21 protein-coding genes are annotated in these 22259 nt (G+C 75.1%); 5 read left to right on the forward strand and 16 right to left on the reverse strand.

All coding sequences use genetic code 11. The features are described from left to right. Positions 1–84 precede the first annotated feature (84 nt). The 6 genes from ACZ5OX_RS37715 to ACZ5OX_RS37740 form a co-directional block, all read right to left on the reverse strand. Positions 85–849 (reverse strand): SDR family NAD(P)-dependent oxidoreductase, encoded by a 765-nt coding sequence (locus ACZ5OX_RS37715; RefSeq protein ID WP_465636524.1) that lies wholly within the window; start codon positions 847–849, stop codon positions 85–87. Positions 850–987: 138 nt separating this feature from the next. Then, on the reverse strand, positions 988–1152 hold the full coding sequence (locus tag ACZ5OX_RS37720; protein ID WP_465636526.1) for a hypothetical protein: 165 nt from the start codon (positions 1150–1152) through the stop codon (positions 988–990). 223 nt (positions 1153–1375) lie between these two features. Further along, positions 1376–2116, reverse strand: coding sequence for a LysM peptidoglycan-binding domain-containing protein (locus ACZ5OX_RS37725; protein WP_465636528.1), 741 nt, complete (start codon positions 2114–2116; stop codon positions 1376–1378). Between the two features lie 556 nt (positions 2117–2672). Continuing rightward, a complete protein-coding gene (locus ACZ5OX_RS37730) occupies positions 2673–3341 on the reverse strand; it encodes a response regulator transcription factor (RefSeq protein WP_465636578.1) in 669 nt (222 codons plus the stop codon). A gap of 150 nt (positions 3342–3491) precedes the next feature. Next, a complete protein-coding gene (locus tag ACZ5OX_RS37735; RefSeq protein ID WP_465636530.1) occupies positions 3492–5153 on the reverse strand; it encodes a sensor histidine kinase in 1662 nt (553 codons plus the stop codon). Positions 5154–5276: 123 nt separating this feature from the next. After that, entirely contained in the window at positions 5277–7805 is a 2529-nt protein-coding gene (locus tag ACZ5OX_RS37740; protein ID WP_465636532.1) for a SpoIIE family protein phosphatase, read from the reverse strand. A gap of 254 nt (positions 7806–8059) precedes the next feature. Here ACZ5OX_RS37740 and ACZ5OX_RS37745 point away from each other — a divergent pair, with 254 nt between their 5' ends. Continuing rightward, positions 8060–9373, forward strand: coding sequence for an outer membrane protein assembly factor BamB family protein (locus ACZ5OX_RS37745; RefSeq protein WP_465636533.1), 1314 nt, complete (start codon positions 8060–8062; stop codon positions 9371–9373). 46 nt (positions 9374–9419) lie between these two features. Next, the gene (locus tag ACZ5OX_RS37750) at positions 9420–10055 is read left to right on the forward strand and encodes a nucleoside/nucleotide kinase family protein (RefSeq protein ID WP_465636535.1); all 636 of its coding nucleotides are present in this window, start codon (positions 9420–9422) and stop codon (positions 10053–10055) included. A gap of 21 nt (positions 10056–10076) precedes the next feature. Here the strand turns inward: ACZ5OX_RS37750 and ACZ5OX_RS37755 are convergent, their stop codons facing one another. The 5 genes from ACZ5OX_RS37755 to ACZ5OX_RS37775 all read right to left on the reverse strand — a co-directional run bounded on the left by ACZ5OX_RS37755 (position 10077) and on the right by ACZ5OX_RS37775 (position 14556). Next, positions 10077–10883, reverse strand: a complete 807-nt coding sequence (locus ACZ5OX_RS37755; RefSeq protein WP_465636537.1) for a DNA-formamidopyrimidine glycosylase family protein — start codon at positions 10881–10883, stop codon at positions 10077–10079. A gap of 52 nt (positions 10884–10935) precedes the next feature. Beyond that, positions 10936–11397, reverse strand: coding sequence for a universal stress protein (locus ACZ5OX_RS37760; protein ID WP_449793118.1), 462 nt, complete (start codon positions 11395–11397; stop codon positions 10936–10938). A 262-nt stretch (positions 11398–11659) separates the two neighbouring features. Beyond that, the gene (locus ACZ5OX_RS37765; protein ID WP_465636539.1) at positions 11660–12709 is read right to left on the reverse strand and encodes a zinc metalloprotease; all 1050 of its coding nucleotides are present in this window, start codon (positions 12707–12709) and stop codon (positions 11660–11662) included. Positions 12710–12802: 93 nt separating this feature from the next. After that, entirely contained in the window at positions 12803–13480 is a 678-nt protein-coding gene (locus ACZ5OX_RS37770) for an AAA family ATPase (protein ID WP_449793116.1), read from the reverse strand. Positions 13481–13629: 149 nt separating this feature from the next. After that, positions 13630–14556 carry an LLM class F420-dependent oxidoreductase gene (locus ACZ5OX_RS37775; protein ID WP_465636542.1) on the reverse strand — a complete coding sequence of 309 codons (927 nt, stop codon included), beginning with the start codon at positions 14554–14556 and terminating at the stop codon, positions 13630–13632. Between the two features lie 189 nt (positions 14557–14745). Between ACZ5OX_RS37775 and ACZ5OX_RS37780 the strand changes: the two genes are divergently transcribed. After that, positions 14746–15099 carry a DUF6401 family natural product biosynthesis protein gene (locus tag ACZ5OX_RS37780; RefSeq protein ID WP_392878136.1) on the forward strand — a complete coding sequence of 118 codons (354 nt, stop codon included), beginning with the start codon at positions 14746–14748 and terminating at the stop codon, positions 15097–15099. A 30-nt stretch (positions 15100–15129) separates the two neighbouring features. Here the strand turns inward: ACZ5OX_RS37780 and ACZ5OX_RS37785 are convergent, their stop codons facing one another. Beyond that, positions 15130–15939 carry a mechanosensitive ion channel family protein gene (locus ACZ5OX_RS37785; RefSeq protein ID WP_465636544.1) on the reverse strand — a complete coding sequence of 270 codons (810 nt, stop codon included), beginning with the start codon at positions 15937–15939 and terminating at the stop codon, positions 15130–15132. 199 nt (positions 15940–16138) lie between these two features. Here ACZ5OX_RS37785 and ACZ5OX_RS37790 point away from each other — a divergent pair, with 199 nt between their 5' ends. After that, complete coding sequence (locus ACZ5OX_RS37790) at positions 16139–16903, forward strand: alpha/beta hydrolase (RefSeq protein WP_465636545.1); 765 nt, start codon at positions 16139–16141, stop codon at positions 16901–16903. A gap of 259 nt (positions 16904–17162) precedes the next feature. Here ACZ5OX_RS37790 and ACZ5OX_RS37795 read toward each other — a convergent pair whose 3' ends face one another. The 3 genes from ACZ5OX_RS37795 to ACZ5OX_RS37805 are packed head-to-tail and all read right to left on the reverse strand — an operon-like array spanning position 17163 to position 19245. After that, positions 17163–17585, reverse strand: coding sequence for a hypothetical protein (locus tag ACZ5OX_RS37795; RefSeq protein ID WP_392878149.1), 423 nt, complete (start codon positions 17583–17585; stop codon positions 17163–17165). After that, a complete protein-coding gene (locus ACZ5OX_RS37800) occupies positions 17573–18469 on the reverse strand; it encodes a class I SAM-dependent methyltransferase (protein ID WP_465636547.1) in 897 nt (298 codons plus the stop codon). Before ACZ5OX_RS37800 ends, ACZ5OX_RS37795 begins: the two co-directional genes overlap by 13 nt. Beyond that, on the reverse strand, positions 18466–19245 hold the full coding sequence (locus tag ACZ5OX_RS37805; protein WP_465636549.1) for a DUF2071 domain-containing protein: 780 nt from the start codon (positions 19243–19245) through the stop codon (positions 18466–18468). The genes ACZ5OX_RS37800 and ACZ5OX_RS37805 overlap by 4 nt, the downstream gene beginning before the upstream one ends. Positions 19246–19629: 384 nt before the next feature. Between ACZ5OX_RS37805 and ACZ5OX_RS37810 the strand changes: the two genes are divergently transcribed. Further along, positions 19630–20310: a hypothetical protein gene (locus ACZ5OX_RS37810; RefSeq protein WP_465636551.1), complete on the forward strand. Its 681-nt coding sequence runs from the start codon at positions 19630–19632 to the stop codon at positions 20308–20310. Here the strand turns inward: ACZ5OX_RS37810 and uppS are convergent. Then, positions 20255–22111: a polyprenyl diphosphate synthase gene (uppS, locus tag ACZ5OX_RS37815; protein WP_465636552.1), complete on the reverse strand. Its 1857-nt coding sequence runs from the start codon at positions 22109–22111 to the stop codon at positions 20255–20257. The genes ACZ5OX_RS37810 and uppS overlap by 56 nt on opposite strands. Between the last annotated feature and the right edge of the window lie 148 nt (positions 22112–22259).

The following is a 22259-nucleotide window of genomic DNA, read 5'->3' on the forward strand; positions in this document are numbered from 1 at the left end:
CGTCAACGTTCTCTGGGCCCTGATTCGTGACAGACGGTGCTACCACATCACACCCCCAGCGACCGAGACGGCTTGACAACGACATTAGGAAGCGAAGCCGCCGTCCACCGCCAGCTCCGCGCCGGTGACGTACCGGCCGTCCGCGCCGACCAGGTAGGCGACGGCGCCGGCGACCTCCGCCCCGGTGCCGAAGCGGCCGAGCGCGGTGAGTCCGCTCTGGAGCTCCGCCGCCGGGCCGTCGCCCGGGTTCATGTCGGTGTCGATCGGCCCGGGGTGGACCAGGTTGGCGGTGATCCCGCGCGGGCCGAGCTCCCGGGCCAGCGCCTTGGTCAGGCCGATCAGCGCGGCCTTGCTGGTCCCGTACAGCGTGGAGCCGGGGAAGGCGGCGCGCTGGGCGATGCAGCTGCCGATGCTGACGATCCGCCCGCCCTCGGCCAGGTGCGCGGAGGCCGCCCTGGCGTACAGGAAGGGGGCCCGGACGTTCACCTCCAGCACCCGGTCGACGTCCTCCAGCGTGAAGTCGCCGATCGGGCCGACGGCGCCGACGCCGGCGTTGTTCACCAGGATGTCCAGCTTCCCGAACCGCTCGACGACGGCCTCGACCACGCTCTCCACCGCCTGCGGGTCGCAGCTGTCGGCCCGTAGGGCCCAGCCGGTCCGCCCCATCGCGGTGATCTTGGCGACGACCTCCTCGGCCCGCTCCGCACCGCCCTGGTAGGTCAGCACCACGTGGGCACCGTCCTCGGCCAGCCGCAGGGCGACCGCCGCCCCGATCCCCCGGCTGCCGCCGGTCACCAGCGCCACCTTGCCGTCGACCCCGTCGATTCCCGCCGCACCGTTCATCGTCATCTCTCCAGAACTCCTCGTTCCGATCTCGGACATGACTCGATTCTGGTCCGGGGCGTTTCAAACCTCCGGCGGAAATCAGACGTTGCGTTCAACGTTCAACCATTCGCGGGACGCCCCGCACCCCGGCGTACGCGCCCGTCAGTGGCAGTACGAGCCGACCGCCGGCTGTCCGGTGCGGTCGGGCCCGGCCGCCGGGTCGGCTCCGGCGTAGCCGAAGGGCAGCTCCAGCTCCCGCGCGCCGTCCAGGAGCAACGGGTGCCGCCGCGCGCGGTACGCGAATCCCGCCGCGCGCAGGGCCGCCACCACCGGACCGTCGGCCGACGCCGGCGAGAGGCCGGACGGCCGGCGCCCGCCCCGCGCGGGCACCCCCACCCCCGAACGGCCCGTCAACGGCCCGTTACGGGCTGTTGACGGGCCGTTGACGCACCGGAACCGGCCGGGCGGTCACCCCCGTCCAGGGCGGCCGCTCGGCCGGTTCCGCAGGGCTCCGTCGGGCGGCGGGTCTCCCGCCGGACGGTCGGCCCGGTCAGACCGTCAGCGTCTGGCCCGGGAAGATCAGGTCCGGGTCGCCACCGATGGTGCGCGCGTTCTTCCGGTACAGGCTGTCCGTGTCGGTGCCGAACTTGGCCGCGATCTCGCTGAGGGTGTCACCGCTCCGGACGGTGTAGCCGCCCACGGCGGTGTTCTTCGGCGAGGCCGGCGCGGACTGCGCCGGCTTGGCCGAGGGCTGACCCTTGGGCGCCTGCTGGGTGGCGGCGGACTTGGCGGCGGGCGCGGCGGGCTTGGCCGCGGGCTTCGCCGCCTTCGTGGTCGGCTTGGCCGCCTTGGCCGCCGTGCCGCCCGAGGTGTCGACGGCGGCCGGAGCGCCGCCCTTGCCCAGGCCCGCCTTCTGCGAGCAGACGGGCCAGGCGCCCGGGCCCTGCGAGGCGAGGACCTTCTCCGCGACGGCGATCTGCTGGTCCTTGCTCGCCTTGTTGGCCTGGGAGGCGTACGCGGTCCCGCCGTACGCGGCCCAGGTGGACGGGGCGAACTGGAGCCCCCCGTGGAAGCCGTTGCCGGTGCTGATGCTCCAGTTCCCGCCGCTCTCGCACTGGGCGACGGCGTCCCAGGTCGAGCTGGTAGCGGCGGAGGCCGAGGTGGCCGTGACGAGGCCGGCCACCGGCAGGGCCGCGACGGCGGCGCCCGCGATGACCGCCATCCGAACGCGGTGGCGCTTGACGGTGGCGGTGGTGTCGGTGGCAGCGGCGGTCTCGTGACGGGGATTCATACAGGTCCTCTCGACAAGTCCCGGGCGGGCATGCGGAACCAGGCCCGGGACATGGGCCGGCGGTCTTTTGCTCACCTCACTCGACGGGCGGCCGGACACGTGTCGGACGTGCCGTGCCGCCCCGGTCACCTCCGCACGCCGACGGCCTGTTCGAGCCGGCCTCGTCGGCGGGCACCGCCCTCGCGCCGCGGGTCAGTCGGCGGGCAGTGCGTCGGGGTGAACCCGGGTGGCGCTCGTTGCGCCGCCAATGAAGCTAGGGGGCATCACCCGGACGCAGCAAGCAATTCTTGGACCTCGCAGGTCAGTTGACTGTTACCGGCGGTATCGATCAAGAAATTGCGCCCGATTTGAAAGCTTTTGACCGTATTTTCAAGATCAAATGGTCAATTTTCGTGCCCTCGCTCACACCTATCCCTTCGAGAAAGCTGACACACCATCCACGCGGAGGAATCACCCGCTGACGCACCGTCACCACCGAAGCCGGAGTTCCCGGTTCCGCATGGTCGCCGAGTGGCATCCATCACGCTCGACACGGAGAGCGAGCGGAAAATGACCCTCAGTTACTGCCGTCGAGCTCCGCATCCCGCGCCAGCAGTGCCGCCTGGACCCGGTTCTCGCAGCCCAGCTTGGCCAGGATCCGGCTGACGTAGGTCTTCACCGTCGCCTCGCTCATGTGGATCCGCGCCCCGGCGTCGGCGTTGGACAGACCCTCTCCGAGCAGCGCCAACACCTCCAGCTCACGCGGGGTGAGCACCTCCAGCCGGCGCCGCGCCGCCACCGCGCGGGCGGCCAGCGAGGCGCTGCGCCCGGAGGCCAGCGAGTCGACGATGTGCCGGGTGGCGGCCGGGGAGAGGAAGGCGTTCCCGCCCGCCGCCGCCCGGACGGCCTGGATCAGCTCGTTCGGCGCGGTGTCCTTGAGCAGGAAGCCGGCACCGCCCTCGGACACGGCGCGCAGGACGTTCTCGCGCTCCCCGAAGGTGGTGAGGATCAGCGCCCGCGCGCCGGGGGCGACCTTCACCAGTTCCCCGAGCGCCGTCAGCCCGTCCATCACCGGCATCTGAATGTCCAGCAGCACCACGTCCACCCGGTGCGCCCGCGCGAGCTCCAGCGCCTCGCGCCCGTCCGCGGCCTCCGCGACCACCTCGATGTCGTCGGCGGAGCCGAGGATCATCCTGATTCCGGCCCGGATCAGCGGCTCGTCATCGGCGACGAGGACTCGGATCACGCTGGTCATTCCCCTCGAACGGTGCTCTTCGGCTGCGGCACCATCCTCACATCCCGGAGAGACCGCTCCGAACCACCCCGATCCGGACCGGCCGGCTCCGAAACCGGCCCGGCCCGCCCCACTGGAGCACCCGCCCGCGCACGGGGGCACTCAGCCCCGGGCCACGTACTCCTGTTTCTCCACCAACGCCCCGTCCCGGAAGCAGAATCGCGCCACGTGCTCCTCGTTCCAGCCGGAGCCGGGCGCACCGTTCAGGACGTACCAGCGGCAGTGCGCGCCCGCCGGCATCTCGGGCCCCGTCCCTTTATAGGTGCCGGTGAAGAAGTCGTTGCCGCGCGGCAGCGTCTGCAGCACCTCGGCCTCGGCGGTGCCGACCCTGATCTGGTCGTACATCGGCTTCTGCACGGTCGCGTCGTTGGTGCCCCGGACGAGGGCGACCACGCCCCAGACCAGCAGGCCGAGCACGATCACCGCGATCGCGACCACCCCGAGGGCACAACCGATCACCGGGCTGCGCCGCCCGCGCTCCGGCTCCTCGACGGGCGCCAGCCCGTCCACCATCCAGTCCTCGGCCCCGTCCGCCGCCGCGTCCTGCTCCGCCCCCTCGTACGGCAGCACCCCCGCCAGCCGGAAGCCGTGCTCCGGCGTGGGCCCGGCGTGCACCATGCCGCCGACCAGCCGGGCGCGCTCCCGCAGGCCGGCCAACCCCTGACCGCCGCTCACCGCCGTGCCCGCGCCGACGCGTGCCCCCACGAGCTCCGGCGCGCGGGCGTTGGTCACCTCCACCACCAGCGCGTCCGGCTCGTACCGCAGCGCGACGCCGATCGGCGCGCCGGGCGCGTGCTTGTGGGCGTTGGTGAGCGCCTCCTGCACGATCCGGTACGCCGCGTGGTCGACGGCGGCCGGCAACGGACGCCGCTCGCCCTCCAGGGTGAAGTCGATCCGCGCCCCGGCCGACCGGGAGGACTCCACCAGCCCCTCGACCCCGTCCACCCCGCCGCGGGCCGGCGCCCCGGCGGCGGCCGTCCCGACGGTGGGCGGCAGCGCCGTCGACTCGTCGTGCAGCACCCCGACCACCTCGCGCAGCTCGCGCATCGCCGCGACCGCCGCCTGGCGCAGCACCCCGACGGCCTCGCGCTGCCGGTCGGTGAGCGTGCGGTCCACCTCCAGCGCGCCCGAGTGCACCGAGATCAGCGCCAGCTGGTGGCCCAGGCTGTCGTGCATGTCCTGGGCGATCCGGTGCCGTTCGCGCAGCCGCGCCTGGTGCACCACCATGACCCGCTCGCGCAGCAGCTGCTCGTTGCGCTCGCGCAGCGCGTCCAGCAGGGCGCGGCGCTGCGCCCGGTAGCGGCCGTAGAGCGCCGGCAGCACGGCGGACACCAGGAAGAAGCCGAGCGACAGCGGCAGGACGAGCTTCGGCGAGAGCGAGGCGACGTCCTTCATCACGCCCGTCACCGTGAACAGCACCCAGCCCACGACGAAGGCGCCGACCAGCGACCAGACCCGGCGGATCCGCGCGCCGGCCGACCAGCCCGCGCACACCAGCATCGGCATCGGCCCGACCGCCCAGCCGGCCAGCGCCGCAGTGGTGAGCAGCACCGTGGCCGGCAGGCCCCTGCGCAGGACGAACAGCACCGCGACCGCGAGACCCAAGGGCACCGCCAGGCCGCTGTTGGAGAGCAGCTCCAACAGTGCGGCGAAACCGCCCATCAGCAGGGCGAGCACCGCCTCGCCCACCACCCGCCGGGGCCGCCAGGGCCCCGGCAGAGCCGTCCGTACCGCCGTGTTCCAGGCCCGCGCGATCGCTTCCACCCGTCGAGGCTACCGGTCCGGCCGCGGCGCCCGCCGTCCTCCTTCGTCTCCGCCCCGCGACGACGAAAGTCGCCTGGTCACCGCGGCCGAGTGGCATCCGTCCGGCGGTCGCTCGGGCCGTACTCAGCCGAAGGCCGTGAGCAGCAGCGCCACGTCGTCCACCCGGCGGGTCGAGCCGACCTCGCGCAGCAGCCGCTCGGCCGCCTGCTCCAGTCCCTCCCCGGCCGCGGCCCGGGCCAGCGCGGCCCGCAGCCGGTCCACGCCCTGGTCGATCGCCACCGCCGGGTCCTCCACCAGCCCGTCGGTGTAGAGGGCGAGCACGGCGCCGCTGCCCAGCCGCAGGTCGCTGACCGGGTAGTCGGCCCGCTCGACCACCCCGAGCAGCGGCCCGCCCGGGACGTACAGCGCCTCGGCCCGCCCGCCGGGGTGGCGCAGCACCGGCGGGAGGTGCCCGGCCCGGGCGATCCTGGCGAGGCCGGCGGCGGGGGTGAGCCGGACGAGGCAGCAGCTGGCGAGCAGCCCGGGGTCGAGGTCGAGCAGCAGCCGGTTGGTGCGGGCGAGTACCTCGTCGGGCGGGTCGCCGCCGGTGGCGAAGGCGCGCACGGCGCTGCGCAGCTGCCCCATGGTGGCGGCCGCGCCGACGCTGTGGCCCTCGACGTCGCCGATCACCAGGGTGACGTCCGGGCCGGTGACGATCGCGTCGTACCAGTCGCCGCCGATCTCCATGCCCTGGGTGCCGGGCAGGTAGCGGGCGGTGATCCGGATGCCGGGCACCTCGGGCAGCCGGTGCGGCAGCAGTGCCTGCTGCAGGCCGCGGGCCAGGGCGAACTCGGCGTCGTACAGCCGGGCGCGTTCCAGGGCCTGGGCGATGAAGCCGCCGAGCGCGGTGAGCAGGCCGCGCTCCTCGACGGTGAAGGGGCGCGGGTGCTCGAAGCCGATGATGCAGCTGCCGACCGGACGGCCGGAGGCGATGAGCGGCAGGAAGGCCCAGGCGCCCATCTCGTCCAGGGCGAGGCCTGGGTAGGTGGCGGCGAGTTCGCGCACCGACTCGAAGAAGATCGGGGTGCGGGTGCTGAGCGTCTCCGAGCCGGGCACCCGGGCGTCGATCGACAGGCCCTCGAAGGCGTCCAGGAAGCCGGCCGGGTAGCCGGTCTGCAGGAGCAGGTTCAGGCACTGCTCGCGCACCGCGTAGATGGCGAGCTCCTGGCCGCCGCAGGCCGGCAGGATCTCCTCGGCCACCGCCCGGCACACGTCCCGGACGGTGACCGCCTCGGTGAGCGCGCTGGCCAGCTGCAGCAGGTGGTGGGTGCCGCTCACGCTGTCGCCCACCCCGGTGCGGGTGGCGGGCGGCGGGGTGGCGAGCGGCTCGGCGGCGCCGGGCGGCGGCTCGGCCGCGACCACCCGGCCGGTGACGCCGTGTGCGTCCGGGTAGAGCGAGAAGGCGAGCCAGCAGTCCGGCGGGCGGGCGGCCAGGAAGGCGGTGGGCTGCTGGGAGAACAGGGCGGCGCGGTAGCGGTTCTCATAGAAGGGGTCGGCGAGCCAGGGCAGCGCGTCCCAGGGGCTGTGGCCGAGCAGGTCCTCGCGGCGGGCCCCGAGCAGCGGCTCGACGGCGCGGTTGGCGTAGCCGATCCGGCCGTCCGGGTCGAGCGAGAACACGCCCTCGTGCAGCCGCTCGACGGCGGCCGCGGCGGCGGTCAGGGACCGCACGTCCAGCACCGCGCCGACCAGGTGGGTCCGGCCGTCGGAGATCGCCACGGGCACTCGGGCCCACAGTTCCACCGGGTACGGCAGGCCGTCCCGCCCGAGCACCCGGACGCGGGCGGCCAGCACCTCGCCGTGCTCCAGCGCGACGCGGGCGGCGGCCCGGAACTCCGGCAGGTCGCCGGGCGCGATCCGGTGGTTCAGCGCGGCCGCCGTGCCGTCGAACTCGCCCGGCCCGAAGCCGAAGATCTCCCGGAAGCGGTCGTCGGCGGCGAGCGCCCCGGTGGCCACGTCCCAGTCGAACAGCCCGACCCGGGTGGTCGGCACCGTCGACGACGGCGCCTCCACCACGGCCACCTCGCCGCCCGGCTCCACGGACTGCCCCGGTTCCGCCAACTCGGCCAGATCCCGGCCGAGTTGGTCCGCCACCTCGGCGAGCTGCCGCGCGGCGGACTCCGGCAGCCCCTCGTCCGAGGCGGGCCAAAGCCCGTTCAGCACCCCGAACCGCTCCTCGCCGCACCCCACCGGCACACAGGCGGAGGCGAAGTCGTACGGCAGGCCGACCGCGAGCTGCGGGAAGCGCCGCATGGTGTCCTCGGTGTCGGTCAGGGTGATCACGTGCCCGGTCCGGAAGCAGACCGCGACCGGCATCGGCCCCGCGGCGGCCACCCTCCGGAACGGGCTCATCACCGCCGGCGGCACGCCCGCGATCGTGCGCAGCACCAGCGACCGGCCGTCCCGCGAGCGCAGGTACACCAGCGCCCCGTACGCCTCGGTGGTGCCGAGCACCCGGCGCACCGCCCCGGCGAACAGCTCGTCCCGCCGCTGCTCCGCGTGCCGGGCCGGGTCCCGGACGGAGCGGCCCGGCTCCGCGCCGGCTCCGGGCTCCGGCGGCCGGTCGGGACCGGTCCGCGCACCAGGGGCCCCACCGGTCGCCTGCGGATGGCACATGCTCTTTTGCTACGCCCGGCCCGGAACGGTGTCAAGGCGAGTGCGCACCGGCCCCGAGCTGCCCCGGGGCCCGGCCTGCTCCGGCACGGACGGCATGCCGAGCGAATCCCGCCGCACCACTGTGGTCAGCCGCAAGGGCCACCGCGACGACCCCGGGGGACGGGGTCCGGTCGGCGGCCCGTCGACCGTTTCCCGTTCGATATCCTCCGGGCGGGTGGCGGCGCGAGGCCGCCGGGTGGGGAAGTGGGAGCCGCATGCAGTCGCCGTCGTCCGAGAAGTCCGCACACGGAACGTCGTGGCAGTGGGACGGGGAAACGGCGGGCGGCGAGGCCTCCGCGGACGTGGTCGCGGGCGGCGGGGAGCGTATGCGGCCCAGCCGACGCGGGCTGCTGGTCGGGGCCGGGGTGCTCGCGGCGGGCGGGGCCGCCTGGGCGCTCGGCCGTACGGGTGGCGGCGGAGTGCTCCCGTCGCCGGGGCCGAGCAGGCCGCAGCCGACCGCGCTGTCCGGGCCGACGCCGCTCTGGACCTACCGCGGCCCGGAGGCGATGACCCCCGAGCGGCTCACCGACCCGCCGCACCGGCCCGTCTACCTCTCCAGGAACGGCCTGCAGGTCCTCGACCACGAGCGGGGCACCGCCGGCCGGCTGCTGGTCTTCGATCCGCCGACCGCCCGCAACTGGCCCGGCGACAGCGACATGCTCGGCAAGGTGGTGTTCGGGCCGGAACACCTCTTCACCACCTACCAGGGCCACGCCGAGGCCCGGCACTTCACCGACCCCGCCGCCGACTGGAGCCTGCCGCTGCCCGACGAGCTCCAGGGCCAGACCCGTCTCGCCGGCCACGACCGCGGCATCGTCTACGGCTACTCGTGGGGCCGCCCGCGGGCCGACGGCACCCCGCCGCAGAACCACCTCTTCGCGCTGCGGGTCGCCGACCGCTCCGTGCTCTGGTCCGTCCGCACCGAACAGACGGAACAGCCCGTCACCCCCACGACCGACCCCAAGCACCCCCTCCTGGTCTGCGTCCGCTTCCTCGGCGGCCGCGCCGAGCTGGCGGCCCGCGACGCCCTCACCGGCCGCGAGCTGTGGACCGCCCCCGGCGAGGAGGACCTCCGCTGGTGCGTCACCGGCGCCGAGCGGATCTACGTCCCCGACGGCAGCGGCGGCGTGCGCATGCTGCTCCCCACCGGCGAGACGGGCTGGACCCACTCCCCCGCCCGGGGTGAGTCCTGGCGGGCCCTGCCGCCCGTGGAGTGCGACGGGCAGCTGCTCATCCCGCGCGACCAGGGCACGGTCACCGCCCACGACACGTGGTCCGGCGGGCAGAACTGGTCCTGCCGGCTGCCGTTCCCACTGGACCGCCGCAACCGTCCGCTGGTCGCCGAGCGCACCCTGTTCGTCCCGGGCACCGCGGCCGGCGGGGTCAGCGCGGTCGACATCACGGCCGGCGAGCTGGAGTGGACCTTCCACGACTCGGGCCCGGGCAAGGACGTCTGGACCGTCGCCGCCGACAAGGACCGCCTCTACGCCGGCCACGACGACATCCTGCACGCCCTCCCGCTGCGCTGAGCGCCGAGCACCCCGACGAGACGGCACGACACGGCAGGATGGCCCGATGCAGGTACGCCCGATCTCCCCCGACAACCTGGCCGAGCTGCTCGCCGACCGCATCGCCGCCCTGCCCGACGCCCGCGGCCGGCGCCTGCGGGTGGCCGTGGACGGCGCGGCGGCCGCCCGCCCCGAGGCGCTCGCGGACGCCCTGGTGGAGCCGCTGCGGCTGCGCGGCCATCCGACGCTGCGGGTCTCGGCCGCCGGTTTCCTTCGCCCGGCCTCCATCCGGCTGGAGTACGGCCACCACGACGCGGACGCCTTCCACGACCTCTGGCTGGACGACGACGCCCTGGCGCGCGAGGTGCTCGACCCGCTGGAGCCGGGCGGCAGCGGTCGCGTGCTGCCCTCGCTGCGCGACCCGGTCACCGACCGCTCGACCCGCGCCCCGTACACCGAACTCCCGCCCGGCGGCGTGCTGTTGCTGGACGGCGCCCTGCTGCTCGGCCGCTGGCTGCCGCTGGAGCTGACCGTCCACCTGTCCCTCAGCCCGGCCGCGCTGGCCCGCCGCACCCCGGCCGACCAGCAGTGGACGCTGCCCGCCTTCGCCCGCTACGAGGCGGAGACCGGGCCCGCCACGGCGGCCGACCTCACCGTCCGGGTGGACGACCCGCGCCACCCCGCGCTGGTCGAGCTGCCGTAGGGCCTGACAAGGATCCGCCGGTCAGGCCCTCCTCTCCGGGGCCGGGCCGCGCTGGCAGTACGGGCACCAGAACACCGCCCGGTCGCGCGGCGGCGAGCCCTGGCGCCCGGCGGCCACCGGGGTGACGCAGCGCGGGCAGGGCCGACCGGCCCGGCCGTAGACCCAGTGCTGGTAGCCGGGCCTGGTGTCGCCGGTGGTGATGTGGCCGGGGCGCAGCTTGTTGGCCTCCAGCATCTGCCGGGCGCGCTCCACCAGCCGGTCGGGGTGCGGGAGTTCACCGACCTCGGTCCACGGTGTCACGCCCGCGACGAAGCACAGCTCGTTCGCGTAGACGTTGCCGATCCCGGCGAGGTTGCGCTGGTCGAGCAGGGCCTCGACGACCGGGCGGCCGGGGCGGGCGAGGAGTCGGCGGACGGCCTCGACCGGGTCCCAGTCGGGGCCGAGCAGGTCGGGGCCGAGGTGGCCGACGATCCGCCGCTCGTCGGTGGTGCGCAGCAGTTCGACGACGGGCAGCCGGTAGCCGACGGCGGTGCCCCGGTCGGTGCCGAGGACGGCGCGGATCTCCCGGTCGGGGCCGCCGCTCCACCGCTCGCCGGGGCGGTAGAGCACCCAGCGGCCGTCCATCCTCAGGTGGGTGTGCAGGGTGAGGCCGCCCTCGAGGCGGGCGAGCAGGTGCTTGCCGCGCGGGGCGACCTCCAGCACCCGGCGGCCGGTGAGGTCGGCGGTGGCGTGCGCGGGCACCCGCAGGTCGGCGCTGGTCAGCGGCTGCCCGGCGAGGACCTCGTGCAAGTGGGCCGCCACGCGGTAGACGGAGTCACCTTCTGGCATGTCTCCATTCTGGTCCGCGTGGCGGCCCGACGGGTCACCGCCCCCCGCCCGCCTACTCCGACTGCTCCGCGTCGCCGTGGGCCTCGCGCACGACGACCACCGGGCAGGGCGCGTGCTCGGTGAGGTGGCGGCTGACCGAGCCGAGCAGCACGCCGGAGAAGCCGCCCAGGCCGCGGCTGCCCACGACGAGCAGCGCGGCGCCCTTGGCGGCTTCCAGCAGCACCCGGGCGGCGTTGCCGGGCGTCACGCTCTCGGTGATCCGCACGCCCGCGTCGTCACCGGCCACCTTGGTGATGGTGTCGCTGAGGGTCTTGCCGGCGATCTCCTCGGGGTTGAAGGTCTCGACGGTCGGTACACCCTGTCCGGCCCAACCGTAGAAGGCCGGGTACTCCCAGGCGGCGATGGCGTGGATCGTCCCGCCGACGGCCCGCGCGTAGTCGATCGCCCAGCGCAGCGCCTGCTCCGAGGCGGGCGAGCCGTCCACGCCGACGACGATCCGGGGATTGGCACTCATGCCCTTGCTCCTTCGGTTGCTCCTGATCGGTCCCGACCCTCCGAACATAGATCAAATCGGACAAACGGTCGGTATCTGCCACGCCGCGAGCGGCCCGCCGCATTCAATTCCAGTGTGGGCGCACCGCCGGCGCCGGGGAGGGTGCCGGGAGATCGCCCGGCCGTCCGGTAGCGGGCCTCCGCCGCCCCGGAGCACCGGGCGTAGGGCTTCCGTGCCTCCGGCGGCCGGACACCGCGCCGCCCCGTCGTCTTCTGCTGAGACCTCAACGGCGGTAGGCGGCCCAGGAGTTGGCCATCCGCCGGACCTGCCCCGGGGTGAACAGGGTCATGCAGGAGTCGTAGCTGTAGTCCATGAAGTTGTGGATCGGGTCCAGCCCCGGGCCGGAGCAGGTGTCGCGACCCTCGGGGCAGCCGGAGGCGGCGGTGCGCTCGGGCGGGGTGTCGTCCACATAGTCGCCGGGGGCCCGGCAGCCGTTCTGGAAGGTGTGGAAGAGGCCGAGCCAGTGGCCGATCTCGTGGGTCGCGGTGTCGCCCTCGTCGTAGTGGGTGGCGGCGCCGCCGGGCAGGGAGGCGTCGAGGACCACCACGCCGTCGTCGATCGGGTTCGTCCGGTACGCGTTAGGGAAGGTCGACCAGCCGAGCAGGGAGTCGCCGAGCCGGGCGCTGTAGAGGTTGAGGGTGCCCTGGTCGCCCTTGCGCAGGGCGGTCTTCATCGCCTTCTCGGCCGGCGAGCCCGGGGTCATGCCGGTGTACCAGGAGGCGTTGTCGGTCCAGTCGGTGGCGACCAGCTGGAAGTGGAACGGGCTCGCGGTGTTGCCCTCGCCCTGGCCGCCGTAGCTCTCGTTGAGGTGGTCGATCTGGCCGGTGACGGCGGCCTGGTCCAACCGCCCGGCGTCGCCGTCGTGGATCACGTGGAAGTGGACCGGAATGGTGGTCGGGGTGCCGACCCGGAGCCGGCCGGTGCCCAGTTCGGCGAGCCGCCGGTCGAGGTCGGCCTGCATCGCCCGGGCCTTGCCGGCGCTCACCTCGTTCGGGTCCCGGACCGCCCGGCTGCCGGCCGGCCGACGGTCGGCGGCACCGGTCGCACCGGCATCGGTCGCAGCGGCGTCGGTCGCACCGGCATCGGTCGCACCGTCGCCGGTCGCACCGGCGTCGTCGTCCGCGCACTCGACGGCTGGAGCGGCGGACTCCCCGGCCGCGGCGCGGTGCGCGGCCGGTGCGGCGAACTGGCTCAGGCCGGCCGCCACGACCAGGGCGGCGGCGCAGGGGAACAAACGGGGGGCACGCGGGCGCACCCGGGAGGTACGGCGCATCAGCGCTCCTGACGGGGGGAGTTGACGGAGTCCCGGCCGCGCCCGGGGCCTGCTTCGGCCGGCCCGCCGGTGCACGGCGCGGACTCGCCGAGACTACGACGCGGTGAAGTCGATCTCCCGCAGGGCGCGCGCGGCGGCCCGGTCGAGTACCACGGCCGACGCACAGCCGGCCGGCAGCCGTCCGGCCCCCAGGATCAGGTGGCGCAGCCGGGCGATGGCGGCCCGGTTCCGGGCGAAGGCGTAGCGCGAGACGCCGCGGGCGCGTCGCCGCTGCCCGTCCAGCGCCTCGGCCGGGTCGGCGTCGAGCAGCAGCAGGTGCACCCGGCGGCCCTGCCGGGCGGCGGCGCGGACCAGCCAGGCCCGCACCCACGGCTGGGTGCCGCAGTCGTGCACCGCGAGCGGCCCTCCGTCCAGCACGGCCCGGCGCAGCCGCCGGTAGTGGGCGAGCCGGGCCAGCGGGCGGTAGAGCGCGTACGGCAGGCGGGCGGGCAGCCGGGCCGCGTACTCCTCGCGGACCAGCTGGGAGTCGATCAGCGGGGCACGCACGCAGCGGCGCATCAGGGTGCTCTTGCCGCTGCCGGGCAGGCCGGTGACGACCAGCAGGTCCCCGGCGGGGTAGCGCAGGGCCGCCGGTCCCGGCCCGCGCAGCTCGTGCCGGACGGGCGGCTCGTACGGGCCGTGCGACGGGGGCAGGACCACCCGCTCGTCGGTGCTGCGCGGCGGCGGCACCCTCGGCGCCGCCGCCGTCCGCACCGTTCTCGTCCCGCTCACCCGGTCTCCCCCCGCTGTTCCCCGCTCCTAGGAGCATGGCGCATCCCCAAGAACGAGTAAAGGGCGGAGGTCGGCGCGGGTACGGCCGGCCCGGGGCGGTCCGGCCGGGCGGTGTCCGGGCCGGGGATGTCCGGCCCGGGTGGTGGGGGTCAGCCCAGCTGCGGGGCGATCCGGGCGGCGATCAGCTCCAGGTGGTCGAGGTCGTCCAGGTCGAGGATCTGGAGGTAGACCCGCTCGCAGCCGATGGCCGCGTACCGACCGAGCTTCTCGACCACCTCGTCCGGGGTGCCGGCCAGGCCGTTCTCCCTGAGCTCCTCGACGTCGCGGCCGATCGCCGCGGCCCGGCGGGCGACCTCGGCGTCGTCGCGGCCGACGCAGGCCACCAGGGCGGCGGAGTAGACGAGGTCGCCGGCCGGGCGCCCGGCCTCCTCGGCCGCGGCGCGGACCCGGCCGAACTGGGCGGCGGTGTCCTCCACCGAGGCGAACGGCAGGTTGAACTCGTCGGCGAAGCGGGCGGCCAGGGCCGGGGTCCGCTTGGGGCCGTGGCCGCCGACCAGCACCGGAACGTGCTCCTGGGCGGGCTTGGGCAGCGCCGGCGAGTCGGTCAGCGTGTAGTACTCGCCGGCGAAGTCGAAGGTGTCGCCGAGCTTGGTGCGCCACAGGCCGGTGATGATCGCCAGCTGTTCCTCCAGGCGCCCGAGCTTCTCCTTCGGGAAGGGGATGCCGTACGCGGTGTGCTCGGCCTCGTACCAGCCGGCGCCGAGGCCGAACTCGACCCGGCCGCCGCTCATCGCGTCCACCTGGGCGACCTGGATCGCGGTGACGCCCGGCAACCGGAAGGTGGCGGCGGTCATCAGGGTGCCCAGGCGGATGGTGCTGGTGTCGCGGGCGAGCCCGGCCAGGGTGATCCAGGCGTCGGTGGGCCCGGGCAGGCCGTCGACGTCGCCCATCTTCAGGTAGTGGTCGGAGCGGAAGAAGGCGCTGAAGGCACCGAGCTCCTCGGCGGTGCGGGCGACCTTGAGGAGGGTGTCGTAGCTCGCACCCTGCTGGGGTTCGGTGAAGACGCGGAGATCCATGCCGGCCATTCTGGTACGGAGCCCCCGGTGATCGGCAGAGCGGATCCGGCGGGCCACGGAACGTATCAGGCCCGTCCCGACGGGCGCGGGCGGGGAGCAGGGGCAGGATGCGCCCGGGGTGGCCAAGGTCTCAGCACGGAACCGTCACGGCCGTCCGTTCCCGCTCCGGGGCTCGCCTACCGTGGACGGATGTTCGCCACCTCCGACGATTCCTTCCGGCGCTCCCCCGACGAGCCGGCCGGCTGTCCGCTGCCCGGCATCGTGACGGCCTTCACGCCCCGACTGGCCGAGTTCGCCTTCGAGCCCGGCTTCGTCGCGGCGGTCGACCAGCACGTGGCGATGCTGCGGGAGCTGCTGTACGCGCAGGGGCCGGAGCTCGCGCCCCTGCCCCTGGACCGTGAGGAGTTGTCGGACTACGCGCTGGGCTTCGTGGACGCGCTCGCCGAGATCGGCTGGCGGGAGCCGGTCGGCCACGACTACGCCGTGCTCCGGCTCACCGCGATCTGCTGGCTGGTGCGGGAGCAGGGCCTCCTGGAGGTCTGAACCCCGGCAGGCCCTGCCCGCGAGCCCGCACTACCCGGGGTTCTGGTCGCCCTCGATGCCCGGCGCGGGCGGGGTGCCCGGGCCGGTCTGGGTGGTCGGCCGGATCGGCTGGTTGGACAGCGCGTCGGAGCGGCCGGCCTGGTAGGCGCTGCCGCGCAGCCGGGCGGTCTCCCGCTCGGCGCCGTCCAGCCACCGCTCCCAGCGCTGGCGCATCGGCAGGATCAGACCGCCGCCGAAGCCGACCACCAGGATGCCGGTGATGGTGGCGAGCACGGCGATCAGCACCGGGGTGGTGATCGCCGTGGCGATCCCGACCTGGCCCAACGCGGCGATCACACCGAGGCCGACGATGAACGCCCAGACCGTGGTGGCGACCACCTTGCCGTACGAGGTACCGGACAGCGAGCTGCCCACGATGTCGCGCACGCCGTTGGCGATGGCCATCGCGACCACCACGATCACGACGGCGACGATGGCCCTGGGCAGCCAGGCGACGATGCTGTGGATCATCACGCTGATCGGGTTCGGGCCGAAGACCCCGAACGCCAACTGCAGGGCCATCAGCAGGACGATGTAGTAGACGACCTTGCAGACGATGCCGGTCATGTCGTACTTGGAGCGGGCCAGGTGGGCGGCCATCCCCGACCGCTCGGCGACCCGTTCCGAGCCGAGCCTGCGCATCACCCGGTCGAGGAGCTTGGCGATCATCTTGGCCACGATCCAGCCGATGACGAGGATCGCCAGGAAAGCGATGAACTGCGGGATGAACTTGGCGATCTTGGACCAGGCCTGGGTGAAGCCCGACCCGAAGTCGACGGACAGAGCGAGCTGCTGAGCCACGGAGTCCTCCACTCGGTGACACGGCGCCACGAGCGGGCGCTGCCGGCCCCCCACCTTCGTGGATAGCAGGCGCCCGCCCCGGCCGCTCGCGCCCGGTGTCCGGGATGCTTCCCTCGGGTGAACCGTCCGGCCGTCCGCCCGCGTACAGTGGCGGTCCGGGGGACGGGCCACGGGGCGGGACGGACGGGACGGTACGGCAGTGAGCGGTACGACGACGGAGCGCGCGGCGGGCCACCGGGCGCTGCACTGGCGGGTCCGGCCGGCGACGGCCCGGGCGGCCGTCCTGGTGCTGCACGGCGGCGAGGAGCACAACTTCGCCCCGCCCGGGCGCCTCAACCTCCCGCTGGTGCGGATGCACGGCTTCCTGCGCGGGCTCACCCGGGCGACCGCCGACTCCGGCGTCGCCATCGGGACCGTCCGCTACCGCCACCGCGGCTGGAACGGCGAACGGGCCGACGCCGCGCGGGACGCCACCGCCGCGCTCGACGAACTGGCCGCGGTGCTCGGGCCGGTGCCGACGGTGCTGGTCGGCCACTCGATGGGCGGGCGCGCCGCGCTCCAGGCCGGCGGGCACCCGTCCGTCACCGGCCTGATCGCCCTCGCCCCCTGGTGCCCGGCCGAGGACCCGTGCGACCAGCTCGCCGGCCGGGACGTGCTGATGCTGCACGGCGACCGCGACACCGTCACCGCGCCCGCCGACACCCACGCCTTCGCCGCCCGCAGCCGCGCCGCGGGCGCCCGGGTCTGCGGCTACACCGTCACCGGCAGCGGCCACGCCATGCTCCAGCGCATCCCCGACTGGCACCGCGCCACCACCCGCCTCACCACCGCCCTGCTCGGCCTGCGCCCCCTCCCCGCCGAGACCGCCTCCGCCCTCGCGCTCCCGCCCGCCTCCCGCGAGGCCCTCACCCTCCCCCTCCCGCCCCAGCCCCGCCGCACCCCGGCCCACCCGGCGAGCCCCTGACGGGGCGACCGCCCCCGTACCGTGCCCTCAGCTCCGACGCAGCGACCGCCACGAGCGGGAGGTGCCGGCGCTGACGGCCCAGGGCCGTTCCACCACCATGCTCGCGGCGGAGCCGTTCATCAGCTCATCAGCGACGCGGCGGTGAACAACCACATCGGCGACACCTTCCACGCGCCGGACCTGCCGGTGGACGTGGACGGCCACCGGCAGGTGCCGGCGGTGCTGCGCCGCCTCGGGGCGTGACGGGGCAGGGGGTTTCCTAGAGGGCGTGCCAGAGGGCGGCGGCGAAGACGGCCGTGACCCAGGTCCAGAGGACGGACAGGGCGAGGTGGGCGGCGGTGCGCAGGCGGTCGCCGCGCCACAACCGGGGCGAGAAGTAGGCGAACTCGAAGAGCCAGCGGGTGCCCCAGAAGAGGGTCTGGCCGGCCAGCAGGGCGGCGCCGAGCCGGCCGCCGGCGAGCAGGTCGGGGGCCAGGCAGAGCGGGAGCAGGCCGAGCAGGGCGCAGGCGAGGCCGATGAAGAAGACGTGGGCGTAGGAGACCTGGCGGGTCAGCAGGGTGGTACCTGACAGGTCGGCTGGCCAGTCGATGGCGCGGGGCAGCACCGCGTGGACCAGGCCGACGGTCACGAGGGCGGCGCCGACCAGGCGCAACTGGGCTTCCAGGGTGATCAGTTCGGGCACGGTGCGGGCTTCCGGAAGGTGAAGGCGGTGACCAGGCCGGCGATCCGGCGTTCGGCGGCCGGGCGCAGGCCCGCCTCGGCGGCGTGGCGGAGCCAGGTGGCGCGGGGCAGGAAGTGCCAGGCGCCGGGGCCGTAGACGGCGGTGTTGGCCGCGTCCCGCAGGTGCTCGACCAGCAGCAGGGTGCCGCCGGGGCGCAGGGCGCGGGCGGCCTCGGTGAACAGGGCGGTGCGGTCGGCGGGCCGGCGCAGTTCGTGGGCGGCGAAGACGGCGAACACGGTGTCCAGTTCGCCGGTGCCGGCGGGCAGGGCGTCCGGGCGGGCCGGGATGCCGCCGGGGGCGGGCGGGGCGTGACGGCGGGCGCGGCGGATCGAGCCGCTCGACGTCAGCGCCGGGTCGTACAGGTCGGCGACCCGCCTGCGGGCGGCGGGGTGGCGCTCGGCGATCGGCCGGCTGGCCTCGTCCAGGCCGGTGCTGACCACCAGGTGGTCGCCGGGGCCGTCGGGCAGCAGGGCGGGCAGCCAGTCGTAGCGGTGGAGTTCGGAGCGGTCGTAGACGCACCAGGTGGCGAGGATGCTGACGGCGAGGTACCCGGCGGCGGTGGCGGCGGCCGCCCGGGCGAGGGCGGCGGCGGGGCCGGGCAGCCGGCGGGCCAGCGCGCCGGCGGCGGCGACGGTGAGCGCTCCGGCCGCGTACATCGGCCAGTTGTAGCGGACCACTTCGCGCACGCCGGACGGGCGCGGGCCGGCGAGCCCCGCGGTGGACGGGCAGAGGGCGGCCTGGCAGGCGGCGAACCGGCCGGGGCCGTACGGGCGTTGGCTGCCGGGCCGTCGGTCGTCCGGGCGCCGGTCGTCCGGGCGGGAGCCGGCCGGGACGGGGGCGGTCATCGGGCGGCTCCGGTGAGGCTGCGGCGCTCTCCGGCGTGCCAGCCGTAGTCGAGGCCGGCGACGTGGAAGGCGTTGGCGAGCACCGGCCGGCTGCCGGCCAGCGGGCCGTGGTCGAAGAAGGTGAGCCGGGGCACCTCGACCGCCACCGGGGCCGGGTCCCAGTGGGCGCGGGTGGCCTTGACCACGATCATCGAGCGTGTCTGCGGCTCGTACTCGAAGGTGTAGGGCAGCGGTCCGGCGAAGCGGCGCGCGGCGCGGGCGTCCGCGAAGGGGCTGCCCGGCGGGAGGGCGGCGGGGGCGCTGCCGAGGTCGGCGCGCACGTGCAGGTCCGCGTGGCCGTCACCGCTGAGCACCTTGAACTCCAGGGTGCCGTCGACCACCCGGGTGCCGATCCGGGCGTGCCGGTAGCGGTAGCGGGAGAAGGCGTTGCCGCCGAGCGTCATCATCCGGCTGTCGGTGTCGGAGCGCAGGATGCGCAGGCCGCGCATGGTGCGGCCGCCGGGGGTCGGGAAGCGGGTGAAGACCCGGTAGCCGGTCAGGATGAAGTCCCGGCCGAGGCGGGCGGGCAGCGCGGCGGGGCGCAGTGCCCGGGTGTCCACGACGGCGGCGGCGACGAAGCCGTGCTCGGTGCCGTCGGGGTCGGTGTAGGTGTCGAGGGCGAGGCCGGGCGGCACCAACGGGGCGAGCAGGTGGGGCGGCAGGGCGTAGGTGAGGACGAGCGAGTGCGCGAAGTGGGTGCGCATCGCGAAGGGGTGGCGTTGCAGCAGGTGTCGCACGGTCGACTCCGTGGTCTGGTACGGGGATTCGGAGCGTGACTTGGCAGCACGGGACCGCCCTTCGCCGCAGGCCGCGGCGGGGGTGTTCTCGCGCTCCCTCATCATGGCGCACGACTTTGAACGCGTTCAAGTTGGGGTGGAGGGGTGGTGGCAGAGGTCGGAACGCGGCCCGGGCCCCGAGCGCGGGAAGCCCGGTTGCCGGAGCGGACACCCGGCGGGCAGCGGTCCCGGGGGGCTCCCGCTCCCGGGCGAACCACTCGGGGCTGCTCCCCGCTCCCCCCACACGGGTGGTTTCACCCTCCGCGCCCCGCTCGGGGACGGCCGGTGGACGGATGATCGGTCCCGGGTCCGTACTGGGCGGCCCGGGAAGGACGGATCGGGACGATGAGCACGACGCGGCGCTCGATGCTGGGCGCGGCACTGGCCGGCCCGCTACTGGGCTGGCTCACCGGGACGGCGGCCGGTGCCGTCGACGGCGGCACCGACCGCGCCGGGAAACTGGGCACGCTCACCGACGGCTGGGTGGAGGTCCGCTGGACCGCGGAGGCACAGGCCCAACTGGACCGCTTCCACGCGATGGTGGACGTCGTCGCCCCGGCCCGCATGGTGCTGGACGAACGGGGCCCGGCCGTCCACCTGCCGATCCGCTCGGCCCAGGGCGACCCGTCCCTCGCGAACCCGCCCAAGGCGCGCGGCGACGGGGCGCTGGACGGCGGGGTCTCCGTGCGCACCTCCAAGGGCGACTACCGGGTGGTCAACCTGGCCGGCGCGATCCAGGACGGTCTGGGCTCCGGCCGGTGCGAGGTCGGCGGCGCGGAGATGGGGCACCGCTCGGCCTTCCGCTGCGGCCTGGCGGAGGGCAAGCTGACGGCCCAGCCGGTGCCGGCCGGGCATCCGATGCAGGTCCGACTCAGCGGGGTCCCGCTGCGCCCCACCCAGGAGGCGGTGGACGCTTACACCGCGAACTTCGGCGCGCACCCGGTCACCGTGGACACGGTGCTCGCGTACGTCACGGCGCAGGGGGTGTACACCCCTCCCCCGGCCGTGAAGGAGCAGCAGCCGTAGCGGGCCGGTCGCCGAGGGGTTCCGCGGACTCCTGGGCCTTCCGGGGATTCCGGGATTTCCCGGGTTTCCGGGACTGGGCGGGCACGCCGCCGCCGAAGCGGCGCTCGCGGGCCGCGTAGGCGCGGACGGCCTCGCGCAGCCGGGCGAGGTCGTAGTCGGGCCACGGCGTGGAATCGAACAGCAGCTCGGCGTAGGCGAGGTGCCAGGGCAGGAAGTTGCTGATCCGCTGCTCCCCGGAGGTGCGGATCAGCAGGTCGACGTCCGGGAGGTCCGGGAGGTACAGGTGCCGGGCGAGGTCGGCCGGGCCGATCTCCTCCGGACGGATCCCGCCGGCCACCGCCTCGGCGGCCAGGCCCCGTGCCGCAGCGGCCAGTTCCTCGCGTCCGCCGTAGTCCACGCAGACCGTCAGGGTCAGCGTGCCGTTGTTGGACGTCAGGCTCTCCACCAGCGCGATCGAGGAGGCCAGCGACTCGTCCACCCGGTCCCGCCGGCCGCACCAGCGGATCCGCACGCCGAGCGCGTGCAGGCCCTCCGCGCTGCGGGCGAGGCCGTCGGCCAGCGAGTCGAACAGGGCGGTCAGCTCCTCCGGCGGGCGGTCCCAGTTCTCGGTGGAGAACGCGTACAGGCTCAGGTGGCGGACGCCCAGCCGCAGCGCCGCGTTGACCAGGCGCAGTGCGGCCCGCTGGCCGGCCTGGTGGCCGTACCGGGCGGGCAGCCGCCGGGCCTCGGCCCACCGGCGGTTGCCGTCCATGATCACGGCGACGTGGGCGGGCGCGCCCTCTGCGTTCACGGACCGGGTGCGGCGGCGGGGCGTGCTGCCGTCGGGGCTCAATGGGGTGAGGCCGTCGATCAGGACGCGTGAACCCACCAAGGTCACTTCGTCGTACTGGAGCTGGGCGCCGAGCAGCACGGTCTGCAGGAACGGGCGGCAGGCGGGGGCGACGAGCCAGGTGGCGGGCAGGGCCTTCTCCAACAGGCGGTGCATCCGGGCCTGTTGGCTCTCGACCAGCTCGTCCAGGGCGGACCTCCGGTCGTCCCGGCGGTCGTCCAGGCGGTCGTCCAGGCGGTCACTGAGGCGGTCAACGCGGCGGTCGCTCCGGCCGAGGTCGGCGGTGGTCAGGCCGAGCCGGCGCAGGTCCTCCCGCGGCAGATAGCAGCGGCCGGCCGCGAGGTCGAGCGGGAGGTCCTCCAGGATGTCCGCCAGCTGGCAGGCCTCCCCCAGCGCGGACAGCGCACCCGTCGCCCGCGGGCCCCGCGCCCCCAGCAGCGGGGCCCACAGCTCGGTGATCGTCCCCGCGACGCCGCGCAGGTGGCGGCGCTGGTCCTGGTGGGTCTCGAAGGCGGGCGGGCGGGCACCGTCGGCCCCGGTGGCGTCCAGGAACTCCTCGACCAGCGCCCGGTCCAGCTCCCAGTGCCGCACGGTGTCCACGAAGGCCCGGCGCAGCGGGTGCGCACTGTGGCCGGCCGCCAGCTCGGCCAGGGTGTCGGCCCGCCAGCGGGCGAACCGGCGTCGGCGCTCGGCGGGGTCGGCGGCTGCCCGGTCGGTGTGGGCGGCTCGGGCGGCTGCCCGGTCGGTGTGGGCGTCGCCGTGATCAGGGTGCGGCCGGGCGTCGTCGGCGATCCGGTCGGCGCGGGAGGCGAAGGCGTTGATGGCGTGGAAGTACGGCCGCACCTCGGGCGGCAGCGCGTCGCTGATCGCCCGCAGCGAGGCCAGGTGGCCGGCCACCTCCCGCTCGCAGACCCGGTACGACTCCGCCAGCTCCGGCGACCTGTCCACCGCCGCCGACCCGCTCCCCGCCATGCCCGCTCCCCCGTCTCCGCCTCCGCCGACACCGTGCGCCGTCTGGTCAACGAGACGGGGGCGGATCGGTGGCGTCACCGCCGTCGTACACGGCAACGGCGACGGCGACGGCGACAGCAATGGCAACAGCGACGGCATCCGCAGCGGC

The organism is Kitasatospora sp. NPDC032121 (genome assembly GCF_055580145.1).